The sequence below is a fragment of the Vibrio sp. RM-69-4 genome (assembly GCF_024743775.1).
GTDB lineage: Bacteria > Pseudomonadota > Gammaproteobacteria > Enterobacterales > Vibrionaceae > Vibrio > Vibrio anguillarum.
In genome coordinates this window covers 195506-222160 of sequence record NZ_JAMQXI010000017.1, presented here as the reverse complement: position 1 = coordinate 222160, position 26655 = coordinate 195506, and the positions used below count along the sequence as shown (strand labels likewise).

26 protein-coding genes are annotated in these 26655 nt (G+C 44.3%); 17 read left to right on the top strand and 9 right to left on the bottom strand.

The genetic code is table 11. From position 1 onward, the window contains the following. Positions 1-76: 76 nt before the first annotated feature. Positions 77-1570: a DUF2867 domain-containing protein gene (locus NB504_RS02170; RefSeq protein WP_019282881.1), complete on the top strand. Its 1494-nt coding sequence runs from the start codon at positions 77-79 to the stop codon at positions 1568-1570. Positions 1571-1612: 42 nt separating this feature from the next. On the opposite strand, the gene NB504_RS02165 is transcribed toward NB504_RS02170, so the two are convergent. The 3 genes from NB504_RS02165 to rsuA are packed head-to-tail and all read right to left on the bottom strand — an operon-like array spanning position 1613 to position 4223. Continuing rightward, a complete protein-coding gene (locus NB504_RS02165) occupies positions 1613-2272 on the bottom strand; it encodes a DUF2913 family protein (RefSeq protein WP_017044311.1) in 660 nt (219 codons plus the stop codon). Then, on the bottom strand, positions 2272-3480 hold the full coding sequence (locus NB504_RS02160) for a Bcr/CflA family multidrug efflux MFS transporter (RefSeq protein WP_013857017.1): 1209 nt from the start codon (positions 3478-3480) through the stop codon (positions 2272-2274). Before NB504_RS02160 ends, NB504_RS02165 begins: the two co-directional genes overlap by 1 nt. Positions 3481-3527: 47 nt before the next feature. Then, positions 3528-4223: a 16S rRNA pseudouridine(516) synthase RsuA gene (rsuA, locus tag NB504_RS02155; protein ID WP_017044313.1), complete on the bottom strand. Its 696-nt coding sequence runs from the start codon at positions 4221-4223 to the stop codon at positions 3528-3530. Positions 4224-4327: 104 nt separating this feature from the next. Between rsuA and NB504_RS02150 the strand changes: the two genes are divergently transcribed. From NB504_RS02150 to NB504_RS02125, 6 genes are all read left to right on the top strand, one after another. Further along, positions 4328-6070 (top strand): DEAD/DEAH box helicase, encoded by a 1743-nt coding sequence (locus NB504_RS02150; protein ID WP_019282882.1) that lies wholly within the window; start codon positions 4328-4330, stop codon positions 6068-6070. Positions 6071-6132: 62 nt separating this feature from the next. Next, positions 6133-6522 carry a PepSY domain-containing protein gene (locus NB504_RS02145; protein WP_026028016.1) on the top strand — a complete coding sequence of 130 codons (390 nt, stop codon included), beginning with the start codon at positions 6133-6135 and terminating at the stop codon, positions 6520-6522. A 9-nt stretch (positions 6523-6531) separates the two neighbouring features. Then, a complete protein-coding gene (locus tag NB504_RS02140) occupies positions 6532-7191 on the top strand; it encodes a response regulator transcription factor (protein ID WP_010318384.1) in 660 nt (219 codons plus the stop codon). After that, the gene (locus NB504_RS02135) at positions 7181-8521 is read left to right on the top strand and encodes an ATP-binding protein (RefSeq protein ID WP_258428166.1); all 1341 of its coding nucleotides are present in this window, start codon (positions 7181-7183) and stop codon (positions 8519-8521) included. Before NB504_RS02140 ends, NB504_RS02135 begins: the two co-directional genes overlap by 11 nt. Before the next feature lie 227 nt (positions 8522-8748). Continuing rightward, the gene (gene rplY, locus NB504_RS02130; protein WP_010318386.1) at positions 8749-9027 is read left to right on the top strand and encodes a 50S ribosomal protein L25; all 279 of its coding nucleotides are present in this window, start codon (positions 8749-8751) and stop codon (positions 9025-9027) included. A gap of 165 nt (positions 9028-9192) precedes the next feature. Further along, entirely contained in the window at positions 9193-9585 is a 393-nt protein-coding gene (locus tag NB504_RS02125; RefSeq protein WP_258428165.1) for a ribosome recycling factor family protein, read from the top strand. A gap of 1 nt (position 9586) precedes the next feature. Here NB504_RS02125 and NB504_RS02120 read toward each other — a convergent pair whose 3' ends face one another. Beyond that, positions 9587-9943: a PilZ domain-containing protein gene (locus tag NB504_RS02120; RefSeq protein ID WP_017046184.1), complete on the bottom strand. Its 357-nt coding sequence runs from the start codon at positions 9941-9943 to the stop codon at positions 9587-9589. A gap of 290 nt (positions 9944-10233) precedes the next feature. On the opposite strand from NB504_RS02120, the gene NB504_RS02115 reads away from it, so the two are divergent. Further along, positions 10234-11520, top strand: coding sequence for a DEAD/DEAH box helicase (locus NB504_RS02115; RefSeq protein ID WP_258428164.1), 1287 nt, complete (start codon positions 10234-10236; stop codon positions 11518-11520). A 200-nt stretch (positions 11521-11720) separates the two neighbouring features. Beyond that, complete coding sequence (locus NB504_RS02110; RefSeq protein ID WP_258428163.1) at positions 11721-12341, top strand: LysE family translocator; 621 nt, start codon at positions 11721-11723, stop codon at positions 12339-12341. Positions 12342-12402: 61 nt separating this feature from the next. Here the strand turns inward: NB504_RS02110 and NB504_RS02105 are convergent, their stop codons facing one another. After that, complete coding sequence (locus NB504_RS02105) at positions 12403-14319, bottom strand: bifunctional UDP-sugar hydrolase/5'-nucleotidase (protein ID WP_258428162.1); 1917 nt, start codon at positions 14317-14319, stop codon at positions 12403-12405. A 299-nt stretch (positions 14320-14618) separates the two neighbouring features. On the opposite strand from NB504_RS02105, the gene NB504_RS02100 reads away from it, so the two are divergent. Next, positions 14619-14828 carry a hypothetical protein gene (locus tag NB504_RS02100; RefSeq protein WP_026027723.1) on the top strand — a complete coding sequence of 70 codons (210 nt, stop codon included), beginning with the start codon at positions 14619-14621 and terminating at the stop codon, positions 14826-14828. 4 nt (positions 14829-14832) lie between these two features. Here NB504_RS02100 and NB504_RS02095 read toward each other — a convergent pair whose 3' ends face one another. Next, on the bottom strand, positions 14833-15084 hold the full coding sequence (locus NB504_RS02095; RefSeq protein ID WP_105976543.1) for a DUF1289 domain-containing protein: 252 nt from the start codon (positions 15082-15084) through the stop codon (positions 14833-14835). A 165-nt stretch (positions 15085-15249) separates the two neighbouring features. On the opposite strand from NB504_RS02095, the gene NB504_RS02090 reads away from it, so the two are divergent. From NB504_RS02090 to NB504_RS02065, 6 genes are all read left to right on the top strand, one after another. After that, entirely contained in the window at positions 15250-15693 is a 444-nt protein-coding gene (locus NB504_RS02090; RefSeq protein WP_026028018.1) for an META domain-containing protein, read from the top strand. Positions 15694-15896: 203 nt separating this feature from the next. Beyond that, positions 15897-17036 carry an ABC transporter substrate-binding protein gene (locus NB504_RS02085; RefSeq protein ID WP_258428160.1) on the top strand — a complete coding sequence of 380 codons (1140 nt, stop codon included), beginning with the start codon at positions 15897-15899 and terminating at the stop codon, positions 17034-17036. A 20-nt stretch (positions 17037-17056) separates the two neighbouring features. Continuing rightward, the gene (locus tag NB504_RS02080; protein ID WP_096036318.1) at positions 17057-18778 is read left to right on the top strand and encodes an ABC transporter permease; all 1722 of its coding nucleotides are present in this window, start codon (positions 17057-17059) and stop codon (positions 18776-18778) included. Then, positions 18744-19391: an ATP-binding cassette domain-containing protein gene (locus NB504_RS02075; protein ID WP_094133765.1), complete on the top strand. Its 648-nt coding sequence runs from the start codon at positions 18744-18746 to the stop codon at positions 19389-19391. Before NB504_RS02080 ends, NB504_RS02075 begins: the two co-directional genes overlap by 35 nt. Continuing rightward, positions 19384-20022, top strand: coding sequence for a CDP-alcohol phosphatidyltransferase family protein (locus tag NB504_RS02070; protein ID WP_013857469.1), 639 nt, complete (start codon positions 19384-19386; stop codon positions 20020-20022). The genes NB504_RS02075 and NB504_RS02070 overlap by 8 nt, the downstream gene beginning before the upstream one ends. A gap of 158 nt (positions 20023-20180) precedes the next feature. Further along, entirely contained in the window at positions 20181-21671 is a 1491-nt protein-coding gene (locus tag NB504_RS02065; protein ID WP_258428159.1) for an EAL domain-containing protein, read from the top strand. Positions 21672-21746: 75 nt separating this feature from the next. On the opposite strand, the gene NB504_RS02060 is transcribed toward NB504_RS02065, so the two are convergent. The 3 genes from NB504_RS02060 to NB504_RS02050 all read right to left on the bottom strand — a co-directional run bounded on the left by NB504_RS02060 (position 21747) and on the right by NB504_RS02050 (position 24853). Then, positions 21747-22679, bottom strand: a complete 933-nt coding sequence (locus tag NB504_RS02060) for a class I SAM-dependent methyltransferase (RefSeq protein WP_258428189.1) — start codon at positions 22677-22679, stop codon at positions 21747-21749. Between the two features lie 11 nt (positions 22680-22690). Next, on the bottom strand, positions 22691-23386 hold the full coding sequence (locus tag NB504_RS02055; protein ID WP_258428158.1) for a TIGR01621 family pseudouridine synthase: 696 nt from the start codon (positions 23384-23386) through the stop codon (positions 22691-22693). Positions 23387-23509: 123 nt separating this feature from the next. Next, positions 23510-24853, bottom strand: a complete 1344-nt coding sequence (locus NB504_RS02050) for a sodium-dependent transporter (RefSeq protein ID WP_258428157.1) — start codon at positions 24851-24853, stop codon at positions 23510-23512. A 336-nt stretch (positions 24854-25189) separates the two neighbouring features. Between NB504_RS02050 and cls the strand changes: the two genes are divergently transcribed. Beyond that, positions 25190-26644, top strand: a complete 1455-nt coding sequence (gene cls / locus NB504_RS02045; RefSeq protein WP_026028020.1) for a cardiolipin synthase — start codon at positions 25190-25192, stop codon at positions 26642-26644. The last annotated feature ends 11 nt before the right edge of the window (positions 26645-26655 follow it).

Sequence of the window (26655 nt, the reverse complement as noted above, 5' to 3'; positions counted from 1 at the left end):
TCTTGTATGTAACACGATTTGCGAAAAAATAGACAACCGATCACCTCAAATTCAACACATTGATAGCACAGGAAAAATGAAGTCGCTATTATACGTCTGTGAGCATAATCTAACCATCTTATTTGAAGGGACCGTCATGAAAAAAGTGTTAGTACTCGGCGCATCAGGCTATGTCGGCTCACAACTGTTACCTTTGCTATTAGCGCAAGGTTTTCAAGTAACGGCCGCAGCTAGGCACATTGACTATTTAACCTCACGTGCCATATCTCATCCCAACCTTACCTTGCGTTATTTAGACCTTACCGATAAAGAGGCGACACTTGCGCTTATCCCACAATTTGAACTGGTTTATTTTTTAGTGCACGGTATGGCGCAAGGACATGATTTCGTCGACTATGAATTGTCGTTAGCGGAAAACGTTAAACAAGCCCTTGAGGTTAGCCAGGTCAAACACCTGATCTACTTAAGTGCGATTCAGCCACAAACCGGAAACTCAGAGCACCTCAAAGCACGGAAAATGACCGGCGATCTACTTAGGAAAAGTCCTGTACCAGTGACCGAATTAAGAGCCGGTGTCATTCTTGGACCGGGATCAGCCGCATTTGAAATCATGCGTGATTTTGTTTACAACTTACCGATGCTCATCACTCCCAAATGGGTTGATTCCAAAGCAAATCCGATAGCGCTGGAAAACCTCAATCATTATCTACTTGAATTAGCTAATGAGCAGCCCGTTGCACACCAATTGTTTGAAGTCGGTGGGCCTGACACCCTCTCCTACCGCGAACAATTTGCCATTATTTGTCAGGCAACGCAGAAACCTTTTCGGTTATGGTCTACCCCACTATTAACCCCCAAAATGGCTTCTTACTGGCTAGGTCTTGTCACCTCCGTCCCTTCTAATATTGGCAGAGCACTACTTGCCGGTTTAGATCATGATTACATTGCCGACTCACAAGCCATTGAAGCACGCTATCCTCAAAGACTGATCTCATATCGTGACGTTGTCACCAAAATAATCGAGCATGAAGGTGAATTTACACGCTCGCAGGTGTGGGGATTTGATCCAAGTGCCCTACAGCGTTGGCAACCCGGTTTTGGCTACTATCCTAAACAGGCAGGAGCAACGATTCAGACCAGCGCTTCTGCTGAGGCTTTATGGGATGTTATCCGAACCATAGGCAGCCGCCAAGAAGGCTATTTTTTTGCCAATGCACTATGGCGTACACGCGAATGGCTCGATCTTTTATTCGGTGGTGGCAAACCTGTGCGCCGCTCCCCTTGTGGCCCGGAACTGCAAGTTGGCGATTTTATTGATTCGTGGAAAGTGATCCGCTGCCAACCTCAACAGTTTTTGTCTCTTCTTTTTGGGATGAAAGGCCCAGGATTAGGGCGATTGGAATTTACCATTAAAGATCTAGGCGAAACGCGAGAACTCAATGTGACCGCATGGTGGCACCCCAAAGGATTCTTAGGGTTACTTTACTGGTTCGCGATGATGCCTGCCCACCTTTTTATTTTTAATGGCATGGTCAAAGCCATCGTCAAAAAGGCACAAAAAAAGAGCTAGCGAAATCGCTAGCTCTGCAACTTATTGGGTTTCAATTCCATACTAATCAATAGGAAAGCCTAATGGAATTTCAGCCAATTGCACGCCATGGTTGCTTGGGTATATCAAATACTCACCATGATATTTCACATTCGACTTATAATCGGTACGTTTATGCACCATAAAGCCAGCACTGCTGGCCTTTTCGACGAAATCAGCATGATGGCCCCGTACAAACCAGTTCATCGGCTTCACGAGCAGTTCACCATCAAAGCATGATTCACACTGATTTGCGCACAAAGCCAATGAGTTTTGCCCATCGGTAAAAAGCTGTAATTTGCCTTCATTCACCAATGGATCACATGTTGTCACTTCCCAGTGAGCCGCTTCCATGAATTCCAAAAACGCGTCAATTTTCTTATCGGTAATGATGTTATCCGCCTCTTGCGCAAAAAACTGACCGTAAAATGCTGAGATGCGTTTGAAGATAAACAGTAATTCAGATTGGTTGCCTTTCGAACGTCCAGCTTTCTGCCAACGATTTAAATCATCCACCACACAGCGATGGAATCGTTGTGCTTTCAATGCCTTACTTACCCAATGCACCAAAAAGTGATTATTAGCTAAAGGCGCATTCACCAGCTTATTCGCTTGGTGTTCTGCTGTTAACTCTTGCAGCGCTGTATTCACTACACGTTGAATTTCGAGGTAATACTCTGACATTACGCCTTTCTTCCTAATGTCCAATAAAAAAGAGATGAAAGTACCGAGCACGCCGTCATGACCACAATCATCGGCCACTCAACATCACTAGGCATCATCGCGACAATCGCTGCAACCACTGAGCCTGTGCCAAAACGCAACGTTCCAGCCAGTGAAGAAGCGGTACCCGCCATTTTCGGATAACCACTTAACAATAATCCCATTGAATTACTGCCTATCGTTGACAATGTACCAATAAAAAGCACCACAAAAGGCACAATACCCCATAAACCAAGGTTGAGTAACCACGCGATAAATAGCCCGATACCTGCGCACAACTGAATCAATAAACCAAAGCGTAGCATGGCGTGGGAACCGACTCGTTTCACCATTCGACCATTTAAACTGGTCATGATAATCATCGCGACAATATTGAGGCCAAACAGGTAACCAAATTGATCAGGATCGACTCCATAAATATCAATATAGACAAAAGAGCCTGCGGTCAAAAAGGCAAACATACCAGCGAACGAGAAAGCACCAGAAAAAACAAGCCCCATCGCGACTGGGTTACGGCTTAACTGCACATAGTTGCGAATGGTATTTCGAAAGCGCAGCGGTTGACGATTTTCTGCACTGAGTGTTTCTGGAATTTTCCAAACCACGAGAGCAATCACCACCGCGGCAAAAATAGCCAACACCCAAAATATCGAACGCCAACCAAACCAAATGGCCAAGTGTCCGCCAATCATCGGCGCAGCTAACGGGGCAACGGTCATCACTAAGGTGACAAAAGACATGGCGCGAGCAAAATCTTCGCGATCAAACATATCACGCACCACCGCTTGAATAACCACAGCCGCCGCTGCTCCAGCAAAACCTTGCGCAGCGCGAACATACGTTAACGCTTCAATACCTTGCGTAGTCGCACTCACAGTGGCAGCAATACCAAACAGTAATACGCCGATCAGCAGCACTGGGCGACGGCCATAACTGTCGGCCAGCGGGCCATGCAATAGTTGGCCTATCGCAAAACCAGCGGTATAAGCGGTCAGCGTCATTTGTACCGCTCCAGCACTCACACCGAGATCTTTAGCAATCGCTGGCATGGCTGGCAGATACATATCAATCGCCAGCGGCGTTAATGCGCCAATCGCGCCTAATACTAAGAAGAGTAAAAAACTAATGTGCGGCGTATTATTCGCTGTAACAGGTTGAGATGAAGTCATAGTTCTCCAGATAAATAAGGAATGAAGTTGCAGTAAAGCTAGGCCGTTCAAGCCCCAATAGAAGCCACTTCTTGGTCAGTCAAATAACGGTATTCACCGGGCTCTAGTGCCTCATCTAGCACAATATGACCAATGCGCTCACGGTGAAGGCCAACCACTTTATTGCCTAAAGCAGCAAACATGCGTTTAACTTGATGGTATTTGCCTTCATGAATGGTCAGTAAACATTCATTCTCACCGACGACTTCCAATTGCGCAGGCAAGGTTGGCTCACGCTCATTACGCAGTTCAATACCCGTTAAGAATTGTTCGACATAATTCGCTTCAATAGGGTCTGCAAGCCAGACACGGTAGGTTTTGTCGCATTTGTGTTTTGGCGAGGTAATGCGATGAGACCATTGACCGTCATCGGTGATCAGAACCAAACCTGTGGTATCGACATCCAAACGTCCTGCAAAATGCAAGTCTTGAACATTCACTTCATCGAGCAAAATAAATGCCGTATGATTGAAGCCGTCTTCATGTGAGCAAACGTAACCAGCGGGTTTGTGTAACATGATATAGCGCGGACCATGCAAGATTAACTCACGGCCTTGCCACTCCACCTCACACTCCTGCGTCACCTGCAATGAACCACTTTTCTGCGTCTTACCATTTACTGTGACATCACCACTTTTGATGATCTTGGTGGCTTCTTTACGTGTCGCACCTAACGCATCACACAAAAATTTATCTAACCGCATGATTACCTCATCTAAATCAAGTCAGGTATTATACGCAGCTAAAATGAAATAGTTGATCTATTTCACTGTTTTTATCCAGCGTTCAACAAGAGAAAACGCGAGTTATGTACACACTTCGTCCTTATCAATCGGACTCGGTCAAAGCCGTGATCCACTATTTTCGTCATCACACTACGCCCGCCGTAATTGTACTACCGACGGGGGCAGGAAAAAGTTTGGTTATTGCTGAGCTGGCAAGGCTTGCCAAAGGACGAGTCTTAGTACTAGCGCACGTGAAAGAACTGGTAGAGCAAAACCATGCCAAATATGAGGGCTACGGTTTGCAAGGCGCGGTATTTGCGGCAGGTTTAGGACGAAAAGAGACAGATCAACAGGTCGTCTTTGCTTCGGTACAATCCGTGGTGCGCAATTTAGATGCCTTTAAAAATCAATTTTCATTACTGGTGATTGATGAATGCCACCGCGTACCGGATGAGAAAAGTAGTAGCTATCAAAAGGTGATCACCCATTTAAGCGAGCTCAACCCAGGGATTAAAGTGTTGGGGTTAACCGCTACGCCTTATCGTTTAGGCATGGGCTGGATTTATCAATACCATACTCGTGGCCAAGTGCGCAGTGAGGAGCCTCGCTTCTTCCGTGACTGTATTTTTGAGCTACCGATCCGTTATCTGCTTGATGAAGCTTTTTTAACGCCAGCGCGAATGGTTGATGCCCCCGTGCTCAGTTACGATTTTTCGCAGCTAAAACCCGCCAATACTGGGCGCTACAAAGAAGCCGAACTCGACATGGTGATTGAGCAATCGAAACGTGCCACACCACAGATTGTTCAACAAATCATCCAACTAGCACAGCAAAAACAGGGAGTAATGATCTTTGCGGCCACCGTTCGCCACGCCCAAGAAATTGTGCAATTACTGCCCAATAACGAAACTGCCATCGTCATTGGTGACACGCCGCCCCCTGAGCGCGACACCATCATCAAGCAGTTTAAACAGCGCCAAATCAAATTCTTAGTTAACGTGTCGGTATTAACCACAGGTTTTGATGCTCCGCATGTTGATCTGATTGCGATTTTACGCCCCACCGAGTCCATCAGTTTATATCAGCAAATTGTCGGACGTGGGCTACGCTTATCCGCAGGAAAAACCGAATGTTTGGTATTGGATTATGCGGGCAATAACTATGATCTTTATCAACCAGAAGTCGGTGAGCCAAAGCCCGATCCCAACAGTGAAATTATTACCATTCCCTGTCCGGCCTGCGGTTTTAATAACAACTTTTGGGGTAAACTCGATGCCGCTGGTTTTTTGCTTGAACACTATGGTCGACGTTGCCAAGGCTATTTTACAGACGAAGAAAGTGGCGAACGAGAACACTGTGGTTACCGTTTTAGAGCAAAATATTGCGGTGAGTGTGGGGCTGACAACGATATCGCCGCACGTATCTGCCATGAATGTGACGCAACACTGGTTGACCCTGATAAAAAGCTCAAAGAAGCACTCAACCTCAAAGATGCATTGGTTTTTGAATGTATCGAAATGGATTTGAATGTACATAAAGATGCAAGTGGAAAAGCGCAACTGCGCGTTACCTATCGTGGTGAGAACGATGCACAAGTCCACGAATTTTGGCCACTAACCACCAAGAAACAGAAACAGGTGTTCCACGACCAATTTGTGCGACCACACCTAGCCGATAAGCATCGCCCTTTTGATCAATCTTCACCAAGCAAAGTGGTGGCTCATCAACACCGTTTTCGTCCACCACAATTTGTCATTGCGCGAAAAGTGGGACGATTTTGGAAAATGCGCGATAAGATCTTTGAAGATGAGCTACAAAACCGATGATTCACTTTCTATTCATGTAAGGTCATTTATACTCTGTTCATCTTATTTACAGGGGGCGCAACATGTTGTTCAAAAAGGGTAAAGCTTTCGCACACTTACTGCTGCTCTCATCATTATCCTTACCCACTTTAGCTGCGAGCAGTGATGTACACGATTGGGTTCAAGACACTTATAAGCCAGGAACCAAGGTAGAGATTGATGAGGATCAAGACGAGGTCTACGCGGCAGTTCAAAAAGGTTTAATTCATCCATTGTCTGAGCTTTATGCCACGATAGATAAAGAACTCAATGGCCGAGTTATCAAGGTAGAGTTAGATGAAGATGATGGTGAATGGGTCTACGAATTAAAACTGATGCATGACAACCGAGTTATCCGCGTAGAATATAATGCAAGCACATTAGAACTAATGGCTATTCGTGGCAGGAACCTACGCGACATCATCAAAAAATAGAGAATAACCATGAAAATATTGGTAGTCGAAGACGATCCTCGTCTTGGGGAACAAATTGTAGAAGCGCTTGAACAGACCGGCTGGGTGCCTGAATTATCACAAGATGGCATTGATGCACTCTATCGCGCTACATCAGAAGAGTGGGATGTGATTGTGCTTGACCTCGGTTTACCCAAACTCGATGGGCTCACCGTATTGAAAGGCATTCGAGATGAAAACATCAATACGCCCATTGTGATCCTTAGTGCAAGAGACGGTTTGACTCAACGAGTCGAGGGCTTAAATGCAGGAGCGGATGATTACCTCACCAAACCATTTGAGATGGTGGAATTAACCGCTCGTATCCGCGCACAACTGCGCCGAGCATCAGGTAACGCTTCCCCTGTGATGCAAATCGGTGACTTAAGCCTTGATACTCGAACCTCTAAAGTGATGTGGCAAGGTCAAGCGGTGAGCTTGACGGCACTGGAATACAAAGTGGTTGCCTACTTCATGCACAATGCCGACAAAGTCATTTCACGGACTGAACTGGTGGAACACATCTACAAACAAGATTTCGATAGAGACTCCAACACCATCGAAGTGTTTATTGGCCGCATCCGTAAAAAAATCAATAACAACATTATCAAAACCGTGAGAGGACTGGGATACCAGCTTAATGCAAAATAAAACCTCGGCCTTAAAGCGCCTCAGTTTAAAAAGTCGTTTACTGCTCGCGGCAACGTTTTGGTTAGGTACCATGATTTTAGCGGCGGGAATTGGCATTCCCACACTGATCAAAGACTACCTAGTCAATGATGTGCAAAGTCAGCTACGCTTAGCGATGGATGAAATCACGGCGAACTTGGAAGCGACACCGCAAGGGAATCTAGTACTGTCGTCGCGCCTTTCCGACCCTCGTTTTAGCCAACCCTACAGCGGCCTTTATTGGACGGCCTCAAGCCATGATCAATCGCTTCGTTCTCGCTCATTGTGGGATAAGCGCCTTATCAGCGAAAAACATGGCTTGAAAAACATCGTCAAAGGCGCAAGAGATGAAAAACTGATCGTCATTGAACAAATCATATACTTACCAGATTTCCCTTCTCCTATCACCATTACCATCGGTCTTGATGAAGCGCCATTACAAGACACTTTAAACAGCGTAATTAGCCAATTGTGGATGATACTAGGTCTGCTCTTCAGTGGTGTATTGGTGCTGATTGGCTTGCAAGTCAGTTGGTCATTACGGCCGTTAGGGAAAATGCAAAAAGAGCTGGCCACATTGCGCAAAGGTCAACAAGCCAGTCTCAGTGGCGAGTACCCAAAAGAAGTCTTTCCGTTAGTCAATGATTTGAATGCACTGTTATTCCACTATCAAGAATTGCTTGAACGTGCACGTAATCATGCAGGCAATCTCTCTCACGCTTTAAAAACGCCGATTTCTGTACTGCGCAATGAGATCGATCATCTTGATTTCGCACAACAGCAGAAACTCAGAACACCGATTGAACAGTTACAAAAGCAGATTGACTACCATCTAGGCCGCGCGCGCATGGCTGGCTCAATGAATATTCTTGCGGTAAAAGCCAATCCAAGCGAACGGGTAGATGCTATTTCTATGGCATTTGACAAAATTTACGCACAGCGTGAAATCACGTTAGTTAATGAGTTGGATTCTGATCTAGAGGTTGCCGTTGACCCAACCGATCTCGACGAGATGCTCGGCAACCTACTGGAAAATAGCTACAAATGGGCAGCTTCTTTAGTTCGAGTTCACGCAAAAAATCGAGAAGAAGGCTGGGTAGAAATCCACATCGAAGACGATGGCCCAGGTATTGCTGAGCAAGATCTGGCCAAAGCGGTACAGCGTGGCGTGCGCTTAGACGAAACAACCTCTGGATCTGGGCTTGGGTTGAATATTGTCAGTGAAATGGCGCACAGTTATCGCGGTACGCTAACCCTATCGACTAGCACTATGGGGGGGTTAAAAGCGGTGCTAACTTTTCGTTCGGTTTAATGGACGAAATCGAACTCGACATTAAGCAATAAAGACTGTCACGGTCCTTCGTAACACTGCAATAAATCGATGCTGCAAGGGATTTTCTATTGCCCCATCTTAGATAGAGTGCTAGTATCCGCGCTCGTTTTGTTAGTAATCATTGATTCACTATCAAAGCTATACCACATCAGCAAGGTCGCATTGCAGATGTGAAGTTTATTTTTACTAATTTGAGTGTAAAAACTATGAAATTCGAAGCAGTAGTACGTACTGAACTAGGTAAAGGTGCGAGCCGCCGCCTACGTCACGCGGGCCAATTCCCAGCAGTTGTTTACGGTGGTGAAGCAGCGCCAGTTGCTATCGCACTGGATCATTCTGACGTGATCAACCAAATGGACAAACCAGAATTCTACGAAGCAATTACTCTAGTAATTGATGGCGCAGAAGTAAAAGTTAAGCCACAAGACGTTCAACGTCACGTGTTCAAGCCAAAAGTTGAGCACATGGACTTCATCCGCATCTAATTTCCTACCAAGGAATTAGTTGGATAAAATCCAACCTTTTGCATAAAGATGATCGGCCTTACCATCCGAGAAATCTAAAAATTCGAAACCCCGATAGCTACCAACTATCGGGGTTTCACCGTTTTATAAGACCGTGTTATAACGGAAAGTCATTCAAACAAGAACATGGCTATTATGATCATCACGATTTCCCTCCCCTCATTGATTCATCGGCTTGGTGGAGAAAATGCGAAAAAAGCAAAAATGCTGGCGAGAGAATATCAGTGCGACCTGAAACGAATACGACGTTCCAGAAATTGGCAAATCAGTGGTGAGATAACGCAACTTGAATTATTGGCAAATCGGCTCAGAGAACTTGATTCACTGGTCATGCAATTTTTAATAACGAGACTCAAAGACAAACTGGCAGAATATCAGGAACAGCTTGAACCCAAATCAGCCAAGTTGGTAAGGCTTGTTAAACAAAACCCATCAATCACTCTCGCCGAACTTATACACATCACGCACTGCACAATCGCAGAAGCACGCACCGCTCGTTTCAACGCAGACAGTTTTTGATTTAAGCAGAACGTAAAGACGAGAAGTAAGACGGGTATCTTTGGCGAATATAACGCTGTTCTTCAACCATGTGCTTAAAAGCAGGACCATTGGATAGTTGAACCACGACTTCATCTTGTTGAAAGCGCAGTACTTGACCTGCAATTTTGACTGTATTGTTGCTGCGTAGCTGCACCGTACCAGACATCGATAGACCACAATATAAGGTAGTCACTCTCGGCATTGAAATACGAATGCCTTGCTCTGATATTTCACAGACATGGAATAGCTGATCATCAATTTTTACGGTAGGTCTTGCCCGCTTTGGATACTTTAAGCGGTAATATTGCCGTTTCTGTACAAAATCTGCATTGTCCATGGCGTCTATGCATCCTTTATCAAGGTTAATTACTTCTGCGTCATCATGATGCTACGCAAGTGTTGAGAGTCTACCATTTATTATCGGCTTCTGAAGTAAAAACATAATAGAAAGATAGGCAACCGCTATGAATCACCAATTCATCTCATTTGTGAACTCAAATACAATTGGTAAATAATGTGGGAAATTTATCACTGATCACGATAAACGTGAGATAAATCACTCTAAATCCTATATAGTGCACGGCTAAAATTAACAACTGTAGGCTGTCTGCTTAAGGAACCCGTTAAATGTCATTTTCATCTCAAGGTTTTGCACCTGAACTTGTTAAAGCGCTTACTGAATGCGGCTATGAAAAACTTACCCCCATTCAGCGACAAGCCATTCCCGAGGCTCGTAAAGGGCATGATATTTTTGCAACGGCGCAAACTGGCACAGGCAAAACCGCAGCATTCGCACTGCCCGTTATTCAACATCTGTTAGATAGCGGCAAGCAACCTTCGCCTAAAACAGCGCGAGGCTTAATTTTGGCACCCACGCGTGAATTAGTGGCGCAAATTGCCCAGAACATTAAAGACTACGTCAAATACACCAAACTCAATGTCGCTGCTGTTTACGGTGGAAATAAAATGTCTTCTCAAGTTCGTCAGCTTGAAATGGGTGTGGACATTTTGGTCGCGACCCCTGGCCGATTAGAAGAGCATTTAAGTGAAGGTAATGTTTCACTCGCCAACCTTGAGTTTTTGGTTTTCGACGAAGCAGATCGAATTTTAGATATGGGGTTCATCAATCCCGTGCGTAAAATCATGCTGGAAGTGGAAACCTCACCGCAAATCATGATGTTCTCGGCCACTACATCCACTCAGCTTAACCAACTGGCGGGCGATATTTTACGCAAACCCAAACGCATTAATGCTGATCGTGCCAATACCACGGCCGCAACAGTGGCGCATGTGGTTTACCCTGTCGATCAAGAGCGTAAAACGGAACTGCTGTCTGAACTGATTGGCCGCAAAAATTGGCAACAAGTCTTAGTGTTTGTGAACTATAAAGAGACGGCTAATGAAGTGGTGAAAGAGCTGAAACTGGATGGCATCAAGGCCGTGCTATGTCATGGCGATAAAGCACAAAGTGCACGTCGACGCGCTCTTGAAGAATTTAAAGAAGGCAAAGTGCGTGTCATGGTTGCGACCGATGTGGCTGCACGTGGTTTAGATATCGTCGACCTGCCACACGTGGTTAACTATGACATGCCATTTCTCGCCGAAGATTATGTACACCGCATAGGTCGTACTGGTCGTGCTGGCAAACAGGGACATGCTGTCTCATTTGTCAGCCGCGAAGAAGAGTTGACTGTTGTTCAGGTTGAAAACCTTATCCAGCAACGCATCCGTCGTGTTGAGCAGCCAGGTTATGAACCTAAACAGCGTGATGCCTACATTGAAAAACTTCACACAAAAGCGGCGTACAAAGATCGCCAAGGCCGTCGTAACAACCCAAATGACGAAAAGCCGGATCAAGCCTCAGCAGAACGTCGTTTGAACATGATGAATCGACTAAAAAATCGTAAGAAGTAAGCCATAACAACGAAAGAGCTGCAGCAATGCGGCTTTTTTCATCTCTGTGCATCCTATCTATGCTTCATCATCCCAAACGGTCATCTTTATTGGTTTCAATCCGTAAGTAGCACTGTCGTCAATTGCACAGCAAAGTGAAATAGTGAAGATTGTAATTAATGTGTATGCTAGAGCTCTTGTCTCTCAACACGGATTGATTAATGAGCAGTACTTTACTTCTGGCATTTATACCAACATTCTTTTTTGTTTCGATTACTCCAGGTATGTGCATGACATTGGCACTGAGTCTTGGGATGAGTATTGGTTATCGCCGAACTTTATGGATGATGATGGGAGAGATCGTCGGTGTGGCATTCGTTTCCATCGCAGCCGTTTTGGGGATGGCTTCGATTATGCTCAATTACCCTTGGCTCTTTACCGGATTCAAAACCATCGGTGCCATCTATCTTGGCTATATAGGCATTCAGATGTGGCGTTCAAAAGGCAAGCTTGCCCTCAGTAGCGACTCACAAGTCACTCCCCATAACAAAGACTGGGATCTTGTCATGCAAGGTTTTGTGACCGCGATTGCTAACCCTAAAGGCTGGGCGTTTATGATCTCCCTACTTCCGCCTTTTATTAATAGTGAAACACCACTTGCACCTCAACTGTTACTGCTGGTGTCCATTATTATGGTCTCAGAATTTGTCTGTATGACACTTTACGCAACAGGTGGCAAGGGGTTAAAACGAGCTCTAGGGCATTCAAAAAATGTGCGTCTAATGAACCGTATTTCAGGCTCATTGATGATAGGTGTTGGATTCTGGTTATTGATGAGTTAGTCGTTAAAGTAGTAGGCTCTGACTTTTGGCCAGAGCCTTAACCGTTAATTTAAAACTTTAGCTAATCTAAAACATTAGCATTCAATGCATTGAGCAATACAATCTCTCGATTGATACGCTGTTTTTCAGCATCAGAAGCTTGGCTACTTTGCAAAATACGCGCATTGATTGCCTCTTCAGCCGCGGCCTTATTGGTAAAAAGCAGTGCTTTAACATTGATCGAGGCGATATTGCTATAACGCCCATCATCACTACTTGGTACATCAATTTGGCCACTATTAATTAGAGCTTTCACGATGGCACGTTCCGATTCATACCCTTGCAAACCTTCCAGCTTCCAACGTTGCATTGGTTTCCCTTCGTAGCGGCCTTGCTTTTCTTGGGTGAGATAGCGGATCGTTAGGTTTCTAATAGTTCCTTCCTCTTCGCCATATTCCGCTTCCGAGTCAAAAATAATCGGGAATGACCGCCCTTCAAGGCTACCCCCTTTCTGCGTCAAATGCCCCATTCGGTAACTATTCATACCCAACCGAATATCACTAGTATCATCAATCGGTTGTCCACCAGCAAAACGCAGATCTTTAATTCGCTTACCCGCAGGTTGAGTAAGATCAATGGTGTAAGTGACACCCGCAAAAAAATCATTGGTTGAGTATTTCGATGCGCGCCGCTTTGGATCAAAGCTATAAGTCACATCGCCTGGCAAGACGGAATTGAAATACCCAGCGGCCCATTCCATGTAGGTGCGCAGCTCTTTACCCGTCATTTGGTAAACCGTAATTTCACCACCAGCATATTGATAGTTAAACGCGATATCTTTTGCTTTGATTGGGCCAGTATCAAGTTGAGCTTGGTCATTATCAATTTGCAGTGCGATCACGTTTGCTTTTGGCACGTAGAAAAAACTGGCTTCCTGAAACAGCGCACTGATGCCGGTATCTTGAATATGCACTTGAGGGATACCGCGTATTTCATCATCAGGAACCAAGTCGACTCCGTCAAGTATCGCAATTTCGCGATTGGCGTTTTCTCGTAAGCGTTGATGATAAGGTGCGTACAGCGTTTCCATTTTCGAATCAGAATCAACACCTTTCATAGGATAAGTGAAGCTGTCTTTATGAACGAGCGTGTATTTGCCATCTTTTTCTTCAAATTGGAAATCGATTCGAGATAAAACGCGTCCATATTTATCAGGCTCGGTAATGATGACACCGTTTACCGTCGCTTTATCAATTTTAGTGTGCATGTGGCCAGCAACAATGGCATCGATTTCAGGGTTAGCATTGGCAATATCAGATACGCCCGTATCTTTGATGTCGTTTTCGTTATCCAGCCCCATGTGCGCAACCAAAACGATCGCATCGACATCATTTTTTATCTGCCCAATCACTTTTTTCACTTCAAGTGTTGGGTTAGTGAAGCTCATGCCTTCAAGGCGATTAGTGCCTTCAGCAAACACTTGTGTCATCGGAGTATCCATTCCAATAATACCGATCTTGACGCCATTTTTTTCAATAATTGTTGCGGCGGGTAAGAATGGATTGCCATCGGGCCTCTGAATATTTCCGGCTAACGCTCGGCCTTTAAATTGAGTCAGGGAGCGATTTAATACCGATAAACCAAAATCAAACTCATGGTTACCCAGCACCCAAACATCGTAGTTCATCTCATTAAAACCGAGCATCATAGGGTCTACGGCTTCATGCTTAAACGTTTCAACAAAGTTTCCCTGAATCGTATCTCCCGCATCTACTAAAATAACGTTTTTATCTTGCTCTCGTATCTGTTTAACCTTGGTGGCGATTTGACTTAGGCTCCCCTGCATATTCAGTTTGTCAGCAGCATAATCCCATGGCATAAAATGCCCGTGAATATCGGAAGTACCGAGAATGGTAACCTGATGAATATCGCCATCAGCAGCGAAAGAAGAAGCGGCAATAGAAGCAAGTATTGCGCTAATAACAATTTTTAGTTTCATAACATACTCATACGTATAAACAGGCTCTCATTAAAACAGAGTGGATATTATTGATTTTATAAATATGTTTATGTGATGGGGTCGCTCATTCGGTTGCAACACTGAAAAGCAATCACAAAATTTCGAGAGCGATCTCTCTTTAAATAGATTCTATGGCTTAAAAAGCTTTAATCGAGCCAAATCAGGTGGTTAATTTTTAATCATAAAATTGAGCAAATTTTAAGCAGACCTTTGATTGACGCTGTACTGGATCGCTTCTATTTTTTCTATTGGTTACCACAACAATGGAGGTCATAGAAATGAAACGCGCAAGTTCCACTTATCGATTACAACTGATAAAAGATGTTGTAACGCGGCACCAACGTACGGATCCAATGGCGAACTATATTCAACAGCTTCTGACAGAAAAACCCAACATGGAACAACCCGATGTGAATAAACGTTTTCACGGTAATCATTTTGATGAACATGCTGGTGGTTGGGTCAGTGATTTTTGGGGAATGAAGTAATTGATTAAAACAGATCGCGCTGCGGGTTCGTTTCTGGCTCGGAATCTGCCTTGTTTTGCGCTTGTTGTTTCTGTTTTTTCCGCTTATAGCGCTGTTGGCATAATTTTATGACATGCAGTTGCTGCGCAGTAGTCATTGAGAGCCAGTTAAAACGCTCTTCCCTTTTACGCATACAGCCTTGGCAATAACCTTTGTCATCAACTGAACATACACCGATACAAGGGCTCAGCACTTTAAAAAATTCGAGTTGCTCCATGGTTACTCAATTATTTTTCCAATTTAATGTCCGCCACATAAGAGTAACGTGTGTCACTTCCTGATTGCAAACTGTGACGCATATAAAACAATCACCTTATACTGACAAAAACAGTACTCAATTTTATATACTGTGCGCGTTTTCCAAATTCTGGGGTCTAATACGATGAAGTTTAGTTCAAAAAAATGGCTAGCCGCAATTTCTCTACCTGTATTGGTGAGTGCCTGTGCAAGTAATGGTGATGTAGAAAGCATTACCGCTCAAGATTTGCAGCATCACAATTGGCAACTGGTGCAAATTGATGGCAAGGACGTGGTCAATAATGACAAACAAAAAGCACCGCGATTAGAAATCGGCGAAAAGATGATGGCTAGCGGTAACGCAGGTTGCAATAACTTTTTTGGGCAAGCCGAGCTAAAAGACAACCAATTCCGCATCGAAAAAATGGGCATGACCATGATGATGTGTATCGGTGATGTCATGGATACCGAGCAGGCGTTTTCTCAAACATTGTCAGATTGGAGCGAGATCAACCTGACTAAAGATAGCCTAACGCTTAAAAATGAGGTTCACACGCTCACCTTTACTTTACGTGATTGGGTAAATTAATTTCAGTCATTCTTCTCATGGCAGTCTTCTCCATCAGGCTGCCATTTCCGTAGACCACCTCACACATCATTCACCTATCTGCGACTTCTGCTTTTTCTCACCAATTCAGATCTTTTGTTTTTTTTCGTTCATAATGAATGAACATGGAAACATCTCCGGTCTATTCACTAAGTCACTGAATAAAGAGATCTTTAAGGATAATTATGAAAAAGCTCATCACCTTACTCTGCACGTGTGCCTTCGCACTTTCCGCGTCAGCGCAAACTTGGCAACAAACCACAGATGCAGCTAAAGGACAAACCGTTTACTTTCACGCGTGGGGAGGAAGCCAAGAGATTAATGAGTACATTCGCTGGGCAGGCAACGAGCTTCAAGATCGCTACGGTATCGAGTTAAAACAGGTGAAAGTGACCGATATTGCCGAGACAACAACACGGCTTATTGCAGAAAAGGCGGCCGCTAAAAATAATAATGGCAGTGTCGATCTAGTATGGATTAATGGTGAAAACTTTAAGTCCATGAAAAGTAATGGTTTACTGTATGGTCCATTTACGGAGCGTTTACCTAACTGGCAATATGTTGATTCCTCACTGCCGATCGATCAAGATTTTTCAGAGCCGACTCTTGGCCTTGAAGCGCCTTGGGGTGTAGGACAACTGGTGTTTATTTACGATCAGGAAAAGCTCAATAACCCACCCCGTTCATTTTCAGAAATGTTGAGCTACGCAAAGGCGTTTCCGAATCGTGTTAGTTACCCTCGTCCTCCTGAGTTTCATGGCACCAGTTTCCTTAAAGCCTTATTGATTGAACTAACAGAGAACGATGTTGCCCTGTCTAAGCCTGTGGATGAACAAAATTTTGCCATAGTGACAGCACCTCTTTGGCGCTATCTTGATGAATTTCATCCTGTGGCCTGGCGTCAAGGCAAGCAGTTTCCCAGCGGTTCCGCTCAAATGCTGCAATTGCTTGATGATGGTCAGCTTGATCTTTCCATCAACTTTAACCCCAATGCTGTTTTTTCCGCTCAAGCAAATGGAACGCTCGCGGCCTCTACCCGCTCCTACGCGTTTGAAACAGGGGCTCTTTCTAACATTCATTTTCTCGCCATTCCTTGGAATGCGAGCGCCAAAGAAGGCGCATTGGTTGCGATCAATTTCTTACTCAGTCCGGAAGCACAATCTCGTAAAGGTGATCTTTCCATTTGGGGAGATCCATCGGTATTACAAAATGAGTTCTTAATTGGCAGCGCCAAGAAAACTCAGCTGTTTAAATCAATCGCCGAGCCACATCCAAGTTGGCAAACAGCGCTTGAAGCCGAATGGCAACAACGCTACGGCCACTAAAGAGACTGAGATAAAGCCCGATGTTTAGAGCAAGCTATTTGCTGATTATTGTCATCTGTATTGCCCCAGTTGTTCCCGGCCTACTTGGGGTCATACTCTCCTCATTGGGTTATATTCCTCCCGTTGGCTTGCACCACTTTTCTCTAGATGGCTACATCGCCATCTTACAATGGTCGGGAGTCGGGCAATCTCTACTACTTAGCATAGGTTCTGCGTTAATCAGTACCTATCTCGCCGCGGCGATCTGCTTTGTGATATTGCAATCATTGTGGCACAGCCGTCACTGGTCAAAAGTAGAGAACGCTTTATCACCGTTACTGGCTATGCCTCACGTCGCTTTTGCCATTGGTTTTGCTTTTTTATTCTCACCAAGCGGCATGACGGATCGCCTTTTGTATCATCTGTTTGGAACCTCATTCATGGGAGATGGCGCTTCACTTTTAGTACGCAACCCTTACGCAGTCGGGTTAACCTTAGCGTTAGCACTTAAAGAAGTTCCTTTTTTACTGCTGATGAGCATCCCCATCTTGCAGCAATTAAACATTGATAAACTGCAACAAGCAGCGGCTTCGCTGGGTTATTCTCAACCCCAACTATGGCTAAAAGTGATCTTCCCACAGTGGTTAAATAAACTGCGGTTTGCCCTCTTTGCCGTGATTGCCTACGGCGTATCCGTTGTCGATTTGGCGCTCATTTTAGGCCCCAATAATCCACCAACGTTTGCAGTATTGGTATGGCAGTGGTTTAGTGACCCTAACTTAGCCTTAATTCCTCGCGCCGCCGCTGGCGCCGTTCTGTTGTTTATACTTGCAAGCGCCATGTTATTGATCGTTCTCTTCATCGAAAAGTGTTCGACGCAACACTACAAACGCTGGCAATACTCAGGCCGCTATGCGCTTTCCTTGCCAGGAAAATCACTGTTTTTATTCATCATTACCTTATCTCTGCTGATGTTGCCTTTAATGGTGATTTGGAGTTTTGCACAACGTTGGCGCTTTCCAGACTTATGGCCCAGCCAGTTCAGTGCCCGTTTTTGGGACAACGAATGGTTGAATATCGCACCAACCATTTATCAAAGCGTACAATTAGCGCTATTCAGCACTGTGATTGCGCTGGTGTTATCTCTACTCGCTCATGAGTATAAGCTCAAATATCAGCGCCATTTACCCAGTTATTTGATCGCCTTGCCAATGCTCATTCCTCAACTTTCACTGTTATTTGGCATGCAGATCGCCACACTCTTTTTAGCCAGCGATCAGTATTGGCTTTGGGTTACATGGTCACATGTATTCTTCGCCTTTCCTTTTGTCTACCTTGCGTTGGATGGCCCGTGGCAAAGCTACAATCAAAACCTGACTAAAGCAGCGTTAAGTTTAGGAAAAACGCCGTGGCAAGTATTTTGGCAAATTAAAACGCCGCAACTCTTGCCAGCCATCGTTTACGCGGCAGCGGTTGGAATGAGTGTGAGCTTAGCGCAATATTTGCCGACTTTGATGCTCGGCGCAGGAAGGATCGCTACTATTACTACCGAAGCCGTTGCGCTCTCGAGTGGCTTTGACCGCAGAGTCACCGCTATCTATGCCATTTGGCAAGCCCTACTTCCTTTAATTTTTTTCACCTTGGCGATTGTGATCAGCCGCCTACAAACTCATCGCCGTACCATGAACCCTATCGTTAAAAAAACTGCCCGTAAGGAAGCCATTACTCATGACGTTCTGCCTCGAAAACCTCGCCATCCATAAACAAAATGGTGAAGCTCTCTTATCGGATTTAAATATCACCATCTCCCCAGGTGAAATTGTTAGCTTAATGGGGCCGAGCGGCTGCGGAAAATCAACGCTACTTAATGTAATTGCGGGTCATTTGGGGAGGGATTTTAGCTTCCAAGGCAGAGTTATACTGGACGATGTCGACATCACTTTGCGGCCTGCACATCAGCGGCAAGTCGGTATTTTATTTCAAGATGATCTGCTCTTCCCACATCTGACGGTTTGGCAAAATTTGGCTTTTGCCTTACCCAACTCGGTAAAAGGCCATGAACGGCAGTCTCAAGCAGAAAAAGCATTACAGAAAATTTCTCTCGAACATCTTGCCAATGCTTACCCAGAACAGATATCTGGGGGGCAGCGAGCACGTATTAGCTTGGCTCGCATGCTACTGGCTCAACCTAAACTGGCACTATTGGATGAACCATTTAGTAAGTTAGATAAAGCACTGCGGATCCAATTTAGGGATTGGGTCTTCAATCAACTGGTCGCCGAAGGCATTCCGACCTTGATGGTCACGCACGATAAAGACGATGTTCCGCCTAACAGCCGCATTTTAACCTGCTCATGGGAGAGCGCACATGCTTGATCGATTTAGTGTCAAAATCATTCGTTGGCCACTAGAGAAAACAGCTCAAGGGCTTCATCGCTTAGGCATTACAGCGAACCAAACGACACTCTGGGGTTTTGCTTTAGGTTGCTGTGCACTTCCTGCACTTGCTTTCTCGCAGTACACGCTGGCATTAATTTTCATCATACTAAACCGAATAGCGGATGGCCTTGATGGTGCGTTGGCAAGAATTCAGGGGGTCAGCGATGCGGGAGGGTTTCTCGATATCAGTTTAGATTTTCTGTTTTACTCGCTCATTCCGTTTGGTTTTGTGCTGGCTTCACCTGAGCACAATGCGGTAGCTGGCGCCTTTTTGATCTTTTCTTTTATCGGTACGGGAAGCAGCTTTCTTGCCTTCGCCGTGATGGCCAGCAAGCGAAACATCCACAGCCCTATCTACAAGCATAAATCACTGTATTACATGTCAGGCTTGACTGAGGGTACAGAAACGATTGCTTGTTTCGTCCTGTTTTGTCTTTTTCCTCAACATTTTGCCTTAATAGCTTATCTATTCGGCGGCGCATGCTGGTTCACCACCATTACCCGCATTTATTCTGGATTTCAAACACTCTCTAACACTCACTCACGTCAAGAATACAACCATGATTAACGCTATCACTTTTGGCTTCGAACTACGGCTTCAAATCCAGATAATGCAGTACATTGGGTAATCGTATAACTCTTCGAAATTCTCATCAATTGAACCAGTGGCATGCTAAACTGCGCACTTACTAACGCAGTGGCATAACGATGCCTAAGGTTGCATTTATGACTTTGACCAGACCCGTTAAAATAGCGATCTTACTCTTTCTGATCCCGACTCTTATTTTTTCGTTAGTCATCCCGATATTAATCAATCCGTTGACACGCTATGTGCTGGAAAGCAAACTCGATACCGTCAATCTTTACTTGGCCAATAGAGCTCAGAGCTTAAATGATATGATTTTAGATCAAGTCGCTCAGATAAATTATGAATGCCAAGCAAGCGATATGTCATTAATTCGTGATTCCAAGTACTACAACCGATTTATTAGAATGATCGCGGTTGTCAACAAAGACGGGCGTAGCTGCTCGACTGTCGGTTTCCCATTACAACTTTCGGATGAGTTGAAAGCCTATGACCTCTCTTCAGGGTTTTACATGTCCACCACTCCCGCACTTTTTGATACAGAAAAAGAGCTACTTATTTATTATCAAAAAGAAGGTAATCGGATTTTTTGGATATTAGACAGTAGCTGGCAAGAAGAGATATTAAAAGGTGATTGTATAAATTGCTTTTTATTAAATTTTCATTATTTATCGCCTAGTTTAAATGGATTGAGAATGAGTCGAGGAAATAAAGAGATTGCTTACCAAGACCACATCACAACCATTAGTTACACCATAAAAGAGTTTGATATTCAAGAAACACTCTCTGTTGGTAAAGAATTCAACCAATATCTTTACTACCAATTAATATATTGGGGTTATCCAATTGCGCTAGCAATTGGTATCTTATTATCTATTTTTTATTTAAAGTTCAGAAATTATAAAAACTCAATTCAAGGATTAATTCTTAAAGGCATCAAAGATAAACAATTCATCCCTTACTACCAAGCCATTCTTGATAGCCGAGAAGAGAGAGTTATTGGCTATGAGATCTTAGTTCGTTGGTGCAAAGGCAAAGAGATCGTTCCACCAAATGAGTTCGTTGGTCCGGCGGAAACATCCGGTTTAATCATCCAGATAACGAATCAAATCATAAGAAAAGTAATTGATGATTTAGAACAATTCGATGTGCAGCAGTGGGTGAGTATCAATATCGTGCCAGCCCATATTGAAAGTGGAGGCTTAGCAGAAACACTAGAAGAACTCAATTGGCCGACCAGCAAACAGATTCATTTTGAAATAACAGAAAGAACGCCATTTATTAATATTGAAAATGCAGGTAGGGCACTATCTCATCTTATGGCAAAAGGCTATAAATTCAAAATTGATGATTTTGGGACAGGCTACGGTGGTTACTCATATATACAAAATCTTGGTATTTCTTGTATTAAAATAGACAAGATGTTTATTGATACGATTGGAACTGACGACTTAAAAATAAAGGTACTCAATTCCATTATTCTTTCAGCACAAGAAGCTAATATTGAAATTATTGCTGAAGGCGTTGAACGCGGAGACCAAGTTGATTATCTTGCTACTCGTGCTGTGTATCTTATCCAAGGATTCATCTATTCTAAACCCTCACCGATTGAACATATTTTGCAAAATTAATAATTCCTGAAGTCGGGAGAAACCACACCATAACCAACTTTATTATGGCGTGATCTTACCTAGTCTCCATTATACTTAGGAGAAAATCAGTGCTTTCAGGCTGGCTTGCGGATCAATATCTTCAAACTCTGGTGGGTTTTCTAGGCGAGCTTGAAAAGTAAGTGATGGCGCTTCTACCTTCATCCCTTCGATTAAAAAGTCGCAGGTTACGGCTGGTGAATTAACGCATGCAAGCACTTCGCCGCCTTGTTCTAACAGCTCAGGTAAACGGCGTAAGATACGTTGATAATCTTTAGTCAGCGCAAAGCTGCCTTTTTGAAACGAAGGAGGATCAATAATAATCAGATCATATGGCCCTGATTTTTTGATTTTTCCCCAAGACTTGAAAATATCATGTCCAAGAAACTTCACTGAATTGAGATTGTGGCCATTTAATTGATGGTTTTCACGGCCTTTAGCCAGTGATGCTTTGGCCATATCGACATTCACAACTTGGTCAGCACCACCAGCAATCGCTGCTACTGAAAAACCGCAAGTATAGGCAAATAGATTCAGTACATTTTTATGTTTAGCATGAGATGAAACCCACTCACGGCCGTAGCGCATATCCAAAAACAGCCCGAAATTCTGGTTACGCCCAATGCTCAATTGGTACTTTAAGCCATTTTCGACCACCACAGGGAAAGGCTCTAACGCTCCCCATACTGTTTCTGAAGGCGCGCCATCGGCATATCGATGCTGAAGTAAGACACAACTACCTTGCTTTTCTAGCCATAACGGACGGGTTGTTAGGTGCGACAAACCCGCTTTTAACTCCGCGAGAAAATCTTCTTCGACATTTTTAAATAAGTTGACGACTAACTGCCCTTGCAACCAGTCACAGGTGAGCTGTTCTAGACCTGGCCACTGACGACCTCGGCCATGAAATAAGCGGCGAATTTCACCGGTATTACAAGAGAGCTGCTGCTCAATATGGGTAAAAAAGTGAGGAAGCGCTGAGCGTTGCATTGTTTGTTCTGTCATTTGTTTACTTTCGGCCAAACTAGATTCCAAGGTGTTAACCAAGATTCAATCCCTTGGCTAACAATGTCTGAGTTCCATTTCTGCCCCATCGCTACTTGATTGCGTGGGTCGCAGATAAATTGATACCACAGATCCTGATAGCAAAAACGTAACGCAAAAGCGTGTAGATAGCCTCTATCAGAATCATCATGAGAATGATAAATCGGGTCACCGACAATTGCAGAGCCGAGTGATTTCAAAGCAACCCTAATTTGGTGGGTTTTTCCGGTAAAAGGTTTACATAAAAAGAGACGTTCACCCGGCTCAGCAGAGCAGGAAAAAAACTGCGTTACGGCAGGGTTATTTTGTGTCGCTACTAACTTCCACGACGAACGTCGAGAGCGTTCCATATCACCGCTTATCAAACCCTGTTTCTTTTTAGGCTTTTTACTGCCAATGGCAAGATAGAATTTCTCGACTTCCCTTGCTGCAAAATTTTTAGACAACTCACTGGCCGCAGCTTGGTGGCGGGCAAGCAATAAAATGCCGGACGTCATTTTATCCAACCGATGAACTAAGTAGAGCTGGCCATCACCTGAAACCTTACCCACTTCTTGCAGCAGCATTGTATCCCCGTCATCTTTGTGCACAGAAATATTGGGATGCTTGTTGATGATGAGAAAATCGTTGTGAGTATAAAGAATATCAAACATGTGAATCACTAACTGCAGAATAGGCGGCTGAGTATAGCGTTAAACAACACAGATACCAATAAATGCAAGGTTCAAGGCCGTAGGATGATAAAAAGGCTCTCGGATGAGAGCCTTAGGAATGCGCTAAATTAATGAATAAGCAAACACCATTAAAATCGCCACGGGGCAAACAAAACGCACGTACCATGGCCAAATTTTCCAGAATAGGCTTTGTGCAATGTCTGGGTTACCTTGTTTGATCTCATCAAGCAATTTATTACGATGCCAAACCCAACCCACCACAATAGCCCAAACCACACCTAATAAAGGTTGCATATAGACGGTCGAGACGTTAGCCACTAGGTTAAATAACGCCCCAAAGTTAAGGGAAATGATGATGCTCAGCAGCGCAATGGCTCCACCGATCATCCATGTTGCTTGGCTACGAGTCATTTTTAGTTCATCTTGCGCGCAAGATACTGGTACTTCTAGCATAGAAATTGAAGAAGTTAGCGCTGCGATAACCATCAAAATAAAGAAACCAAAGCCGAGCAACACCCCTGCACTGCCCATATTATCAAACATCGCAGGCAGCACGGTGAAGACTAAATCGCCCGAACTCATCAAGTTGCCTGCATCATCAAAAATTTCGACACCATGATTTTTAGCCACAAACATTGCTGGGAGAATCAAAAGGCCAGCTGCAAACGCCACTCCCGTATCAATCGCCGCGACTTGCGCCGCTGTTTTTGGCAAATTAACATCTTTCTTAAGATATGAGCCATAAACGATCATCGCTCCAACGCCTAAAGAGAGAGAGAAGAAAGCTTGCCCCATTGCGTCTACTAATAAACTGGGAGTGATGTGCGCAATATCAGGGATCAAATACATCTTCAATCCTTCCATTGCCCCATCTTGGGTAAAGATATAAGCAGTCATGGCGCCGAATAGAATAAAAAGCACTGGCATCAAACGGGTAGACCATTTTTCAATGCCGTCCGCGACACCTTTTCGCACAACATAAATAGTGAGCAAAGAAAATGCGAGAGCCAGTAAAACATTGCGTAAGCCGCTAAAATTCACTAACCAATCGGCCGCCGTCTGTAAACCCAACAAGCCTAATATAGGAGATGCCGCAAAACCCATAAGCCATCCGGCAAGAATGGAGTAAAAACTGAGGATCATCGATGAGGCAATCATCGCGATAATGCCAAACAGTGCCGCCGCCGCACGATTTTTGGTCCAGATACTTCTTAAAGAAGCGATGGGGTTAGATTGTCCATGTCGCCCGATCGTCAATTCCGCAACCAGCATTGGAAACGCCAGCAAGAATACCATCGCCAAATAAATCACTAAAAATGCCGCGCCACCATTACTTGCCGCTTTGGTCGGAAAACCCCACACATTCCCTAGGCCAACCGCAGAACCTGCAGCCGCCATAATAAAACCAAGTCTCGATGAGAAATGACCTCTTGAACTACTTGCCATAAACTATTTACCAATGTTGTGTTTGTTAGGCAGTGCTAAAAGTGAGTGTAAACTTTTAATTACACAAGTTATAATTTTTAGTCGCACTGTGATGGTGGCAAGTAAAACAGTTTGAGATTAAAATTGGAAGTCCGAACGATATAAATTATGGATTAGACCGTAGTTTTATAGTTCAATTGTTGCTTTTTTATCCTCAGATCATTTTTTTAAACTGCTATGATCACTTTAGTAACACGATTCATCTGTTACTATTTTCATATTATTCACGCGATAAACTTCCTTACTTTTCCCTTTCCCTTTACTATCGTGACTTATTCTATCGACAAGATTAATGGCATGGACAAGGTTTACCACGTTCTTACTTTAGCAGGCATCGCACTCTATTGGTTTTTGGTCGCCGCAGTCACGCTACGCGTTGTATTGAAACGCCGAGCGGTGAGTGTTTCTCTGGCTTGGCTGATGGTGATTTATATCATTCCGATTGTGGGAGTGATCTGCTACTTTCTTTTTGGTGAGCTAAATTTAGGCCGCAAGCGTGCAGAGCGTGCGAAGGAAATGTTTGCTCCATTTGGTGATTGGTTTAGACAGCTTAACGATTGCCAAGCTCATGCCCCTGAGGGAATGGGTGCTCAAATTTATAAAATTGATGAACTGTGTAACCACCGTATGGGGATTCCGGCCTTAAGTGGTAATACGTTATCACTGCAAACCTCCCCTAACGAAATTCTGCATTCCATCATTGCCGACATCGAACAAGCTCACACTAGCATCCAAATGGTCTTTTATATTTGGCACCCAGGTGGATTGGCGGATTCGGTTGCGTCGGCTCTGATCCAAGCGGCCAAACGGGATGTGCACGTTAAGCTGCTACTTGATTCCGCAGGGAGCCCCCGTTTTTTCAAAAGTCATTGGTATACCATGATGAAAGACGCAGGAGTTGAAGTCGTCCAAGCGTTAGAAGTGAGCCCGTGGCGGATGTTCTTACGCCGCTTAGACCTACGCCAACATCGTAAAATCATTGTTATCGACGATAAAATTGCCTACACAGGCTCGATGAATTTGGTTGACCCGGCCTATTTCAAACAAAACTCCGGTGTGGGCCAATGGGTCGATATCATGGTGCGGATCACTGGTCCTGCGGTCAATGTGCTGTCCGCAGTACATTGCTGGGATTGGGAGGTGGAAACGGGAACACGTATGTTACCAGCACAACCAGAATGCACAATTGGTCCGGATCAGCCCCATCATCCTGTACAGGTTGTCCCTTCAGGCCCTGGTATGCCAGAAAACTTAATCTCTCAAGTGTTAACACTGGCGATTAATCAGTCAAACCAATCCGTTAGGATCACTACCCCTTACTTTGTGCCTAGTGCAGACCTATTAGCAACGCTAAAAATGACCGCTCAGCGCGGTATCAATGTTGAGATCATTATTCCACACAAAAATGACTCATTGATGGTCAAATGGGCATCACGCGCATTCTATGGCGAGCTACTTGAAGCAGGGGTGAAAATATACGAATTCTACGGTGGTTTGCTGCACACGAAATCAGTCGTGATCGATAACCAGTTCTGTCTTGTCGGTACGGTGAATATCGACATGCGCAGCTTATGGCTCAATTTTGAAGTCACGCTCGCGATTGAAGACCAATCTTTCACTCAAGAAATGAACTGGCTACAACAACACTATATAGAACAATCGCACTTGGTTGAGCTACCAATATGGGAGCAACGCCCGCTGTATCATAGGTTTTTTGAACGATTGTTCTATCTGTTTAACCCTCTGCTATAAACTTTTTATCT

Excerpts from the sequence above, each read along its gene's own strand:
- NB504_RS02170 (WP_019282881.1), top strand. The coding sequence starts at position 77 with ATGAAGTCGCTATTATACGTCTGTGAGCATAATCTAACCATCTTATTT.
- NB504_RS02165 (WP_017044311.1), bottom strand. The coding sequence starts at position 2,272 with ATGTCAGAGTATTACCTCGAAATTCAACGTGTAGTGAATACAGCGCTG.
- NB504_RS02160 (WP_013857017.1), bottom strand. The coding sequence starts at position 3,480 with ATGACTTCATCTCAACCTGTTACAGCGAATAATACGCCGCACATTAGT.
- rsuA (WP_017044313.1), bottom strand. The coding sequence starts at position 4,223 with ATGCGGTTAGATAAATTTTTGTGTGATGCGTTAGGTGCGACACGTAAA.
- NB504_RS02150 (WP_019282882.1), top strand. The coding sequence starts at position 4,328 with ATGTACACACTTCGTCCTTATCAATCGGACTCGGTCAAAGCCGTGATC.
- NB504_RS02145 (WP_026028016.1), top strand. The coding sequence starts at position 6,133 with ATGTTGTTCAAAAAGGGTAAAGCTTTCGCACACTTACTGCTGCTCTCA.
- NB504_RS02140 (WP_010318384.1), top strand. The coding sequence starts at position 6,532 with ATGAAAATATTGGTAGTCGAAGACGATCCTCGTCTTGGGGAACAAATT.
- NB504_RS02135 (WP_258428166.1), top strand. The coding sequence starts at position 7,181 with ATGCAAAATAAAACCTCGGCCTTAAAGCGCCTCAGTTTAAAAAGTCGT.
- rplY (WP_010318386.1), top strand. The coding sequence starts at position 8,749 with ATGAAATTCGAAGCAGTAGTACGTACTGAACTAGGTAAAGGTGCGAGC.
- NB504_RS02125 (WP_258428165.1), top strand. The coding sequence starts at position 9,193 with ATGGCTATTATGATCATCACGATTTCCCTCCCCTCATTGATTCATCGG.
- NB504_RS02120 (WP_017046184.1), bottom strand. The coding sequence starts at position 9,943 with ATGGACAATGCAGATTTTGTACAGAAACGGCAATATTACCGCTTAAAG.
- NB504_RS02115 (WP_258428164.1), top strand. The coding sequence starts at position 10,234 with ATGTCATTTTCATCTCAAGGTTTTGCACCTGAACTTGTTAAAGCGCTT.
- NB504_RS02110 (WP_258428163.1), top strand. The coding sequence starts at position 11,721 with ATGAGCAGTACTTTACTTCTGGCATTTATACCAACATTCTTTTTTGTT.
- NB504_RS02105 (WP_258428162.1), bottom strand. The coding sequence starts at position 14,319 with ATGAAACTAAAAATTGTTATTAGCGCAATACTTGCTTCTATTGCCGCT.
- NB504_RS02100 (WP_026027723.1), top strand. The coding sequence starts at position 14,619 with ATGAAACGCGCAAGTTCCACTTATCGATTACAACTGATAAAAGATGTT.
- NB504_RS02095 (WP_105976543.1), bottom strand. The coding sequence starts at position 15,084 with ATGGAGCAACTCGAATTTTTTAAAGTGCTGAGCCCTTGTATCGGTGTA.
- NB504_RS02090 (WP_026028018.1), top strand. The coding sequence starts at position 15,250 with ATGAAGTTTAGTTCAAAAAAATGGCTAGCCGCAATTTCTCTACCTGTA.
- NB504_RS02085 (WP_258428160.1), top strand. The coding sequence starts at position 15,897 with ATGAAAAAGCTCATCACCTTACTCTGCACGTGTGCCTTCGCACTTTCC.
- NB504_RS02080 (WP_096036318.1), top strand. The coding sequence starts at position 17,057 with ATGTTTAGAGCAAGCTATTTGCTGATTATTGTCATCTGTATTGCCCCA.
- NB504_RS02075 (WP_094133765.1), top strand. The coding sequence starts at position 18,744 with ATGACGTTCTGCCTCGAAAACCTCGCCATCCATAAACAAAATGGTGAA.
- NB504_RS02070 (WP_013857469.1), top strand. The coding sequence starts at position 19,384 with ATGCTTGATCGATTTAGTGTCAAAATCATTCGTTGGCCACTAGAGAAA.
- NB504_RS02065 (WP_258428159.1), top strand. The coding sequence starts at position 20,181 with ATGACTTTGACCAGACCCGTTAAAATAGCGATCTTACTCTTTCTGATC.
- NB504_RS02060 (WP_258428189.1), bottom strand. The coding sequence starts at position 22,679 with ATGCAACGCTCAGCGCTTCCTCACTTTTTTACCCATATTGAGCAGCAG.
- NB504_RS02055 (WP_258428158.1), bottom strand. The coding sequence starts at position 23,386 with ATGTTTGATATTCTTTATACTCACAACGATTTTCTCATCATCAACAAG.
- NB504_RS02050 (WP_258428157.1), bottom strand. The coding sequence starts at position 24,853 with ATGGCAAGTAGTTCAAGAGGTCATTTCTCATCGAGACTTGGTTTTATT.
- cls (WP_026028020.1), top strand. The coding sequence starts at position 25,190 with ATGGACAAGGTTTACCACGTTCTTACTTTAGCAGGCATCGCACTCTAT.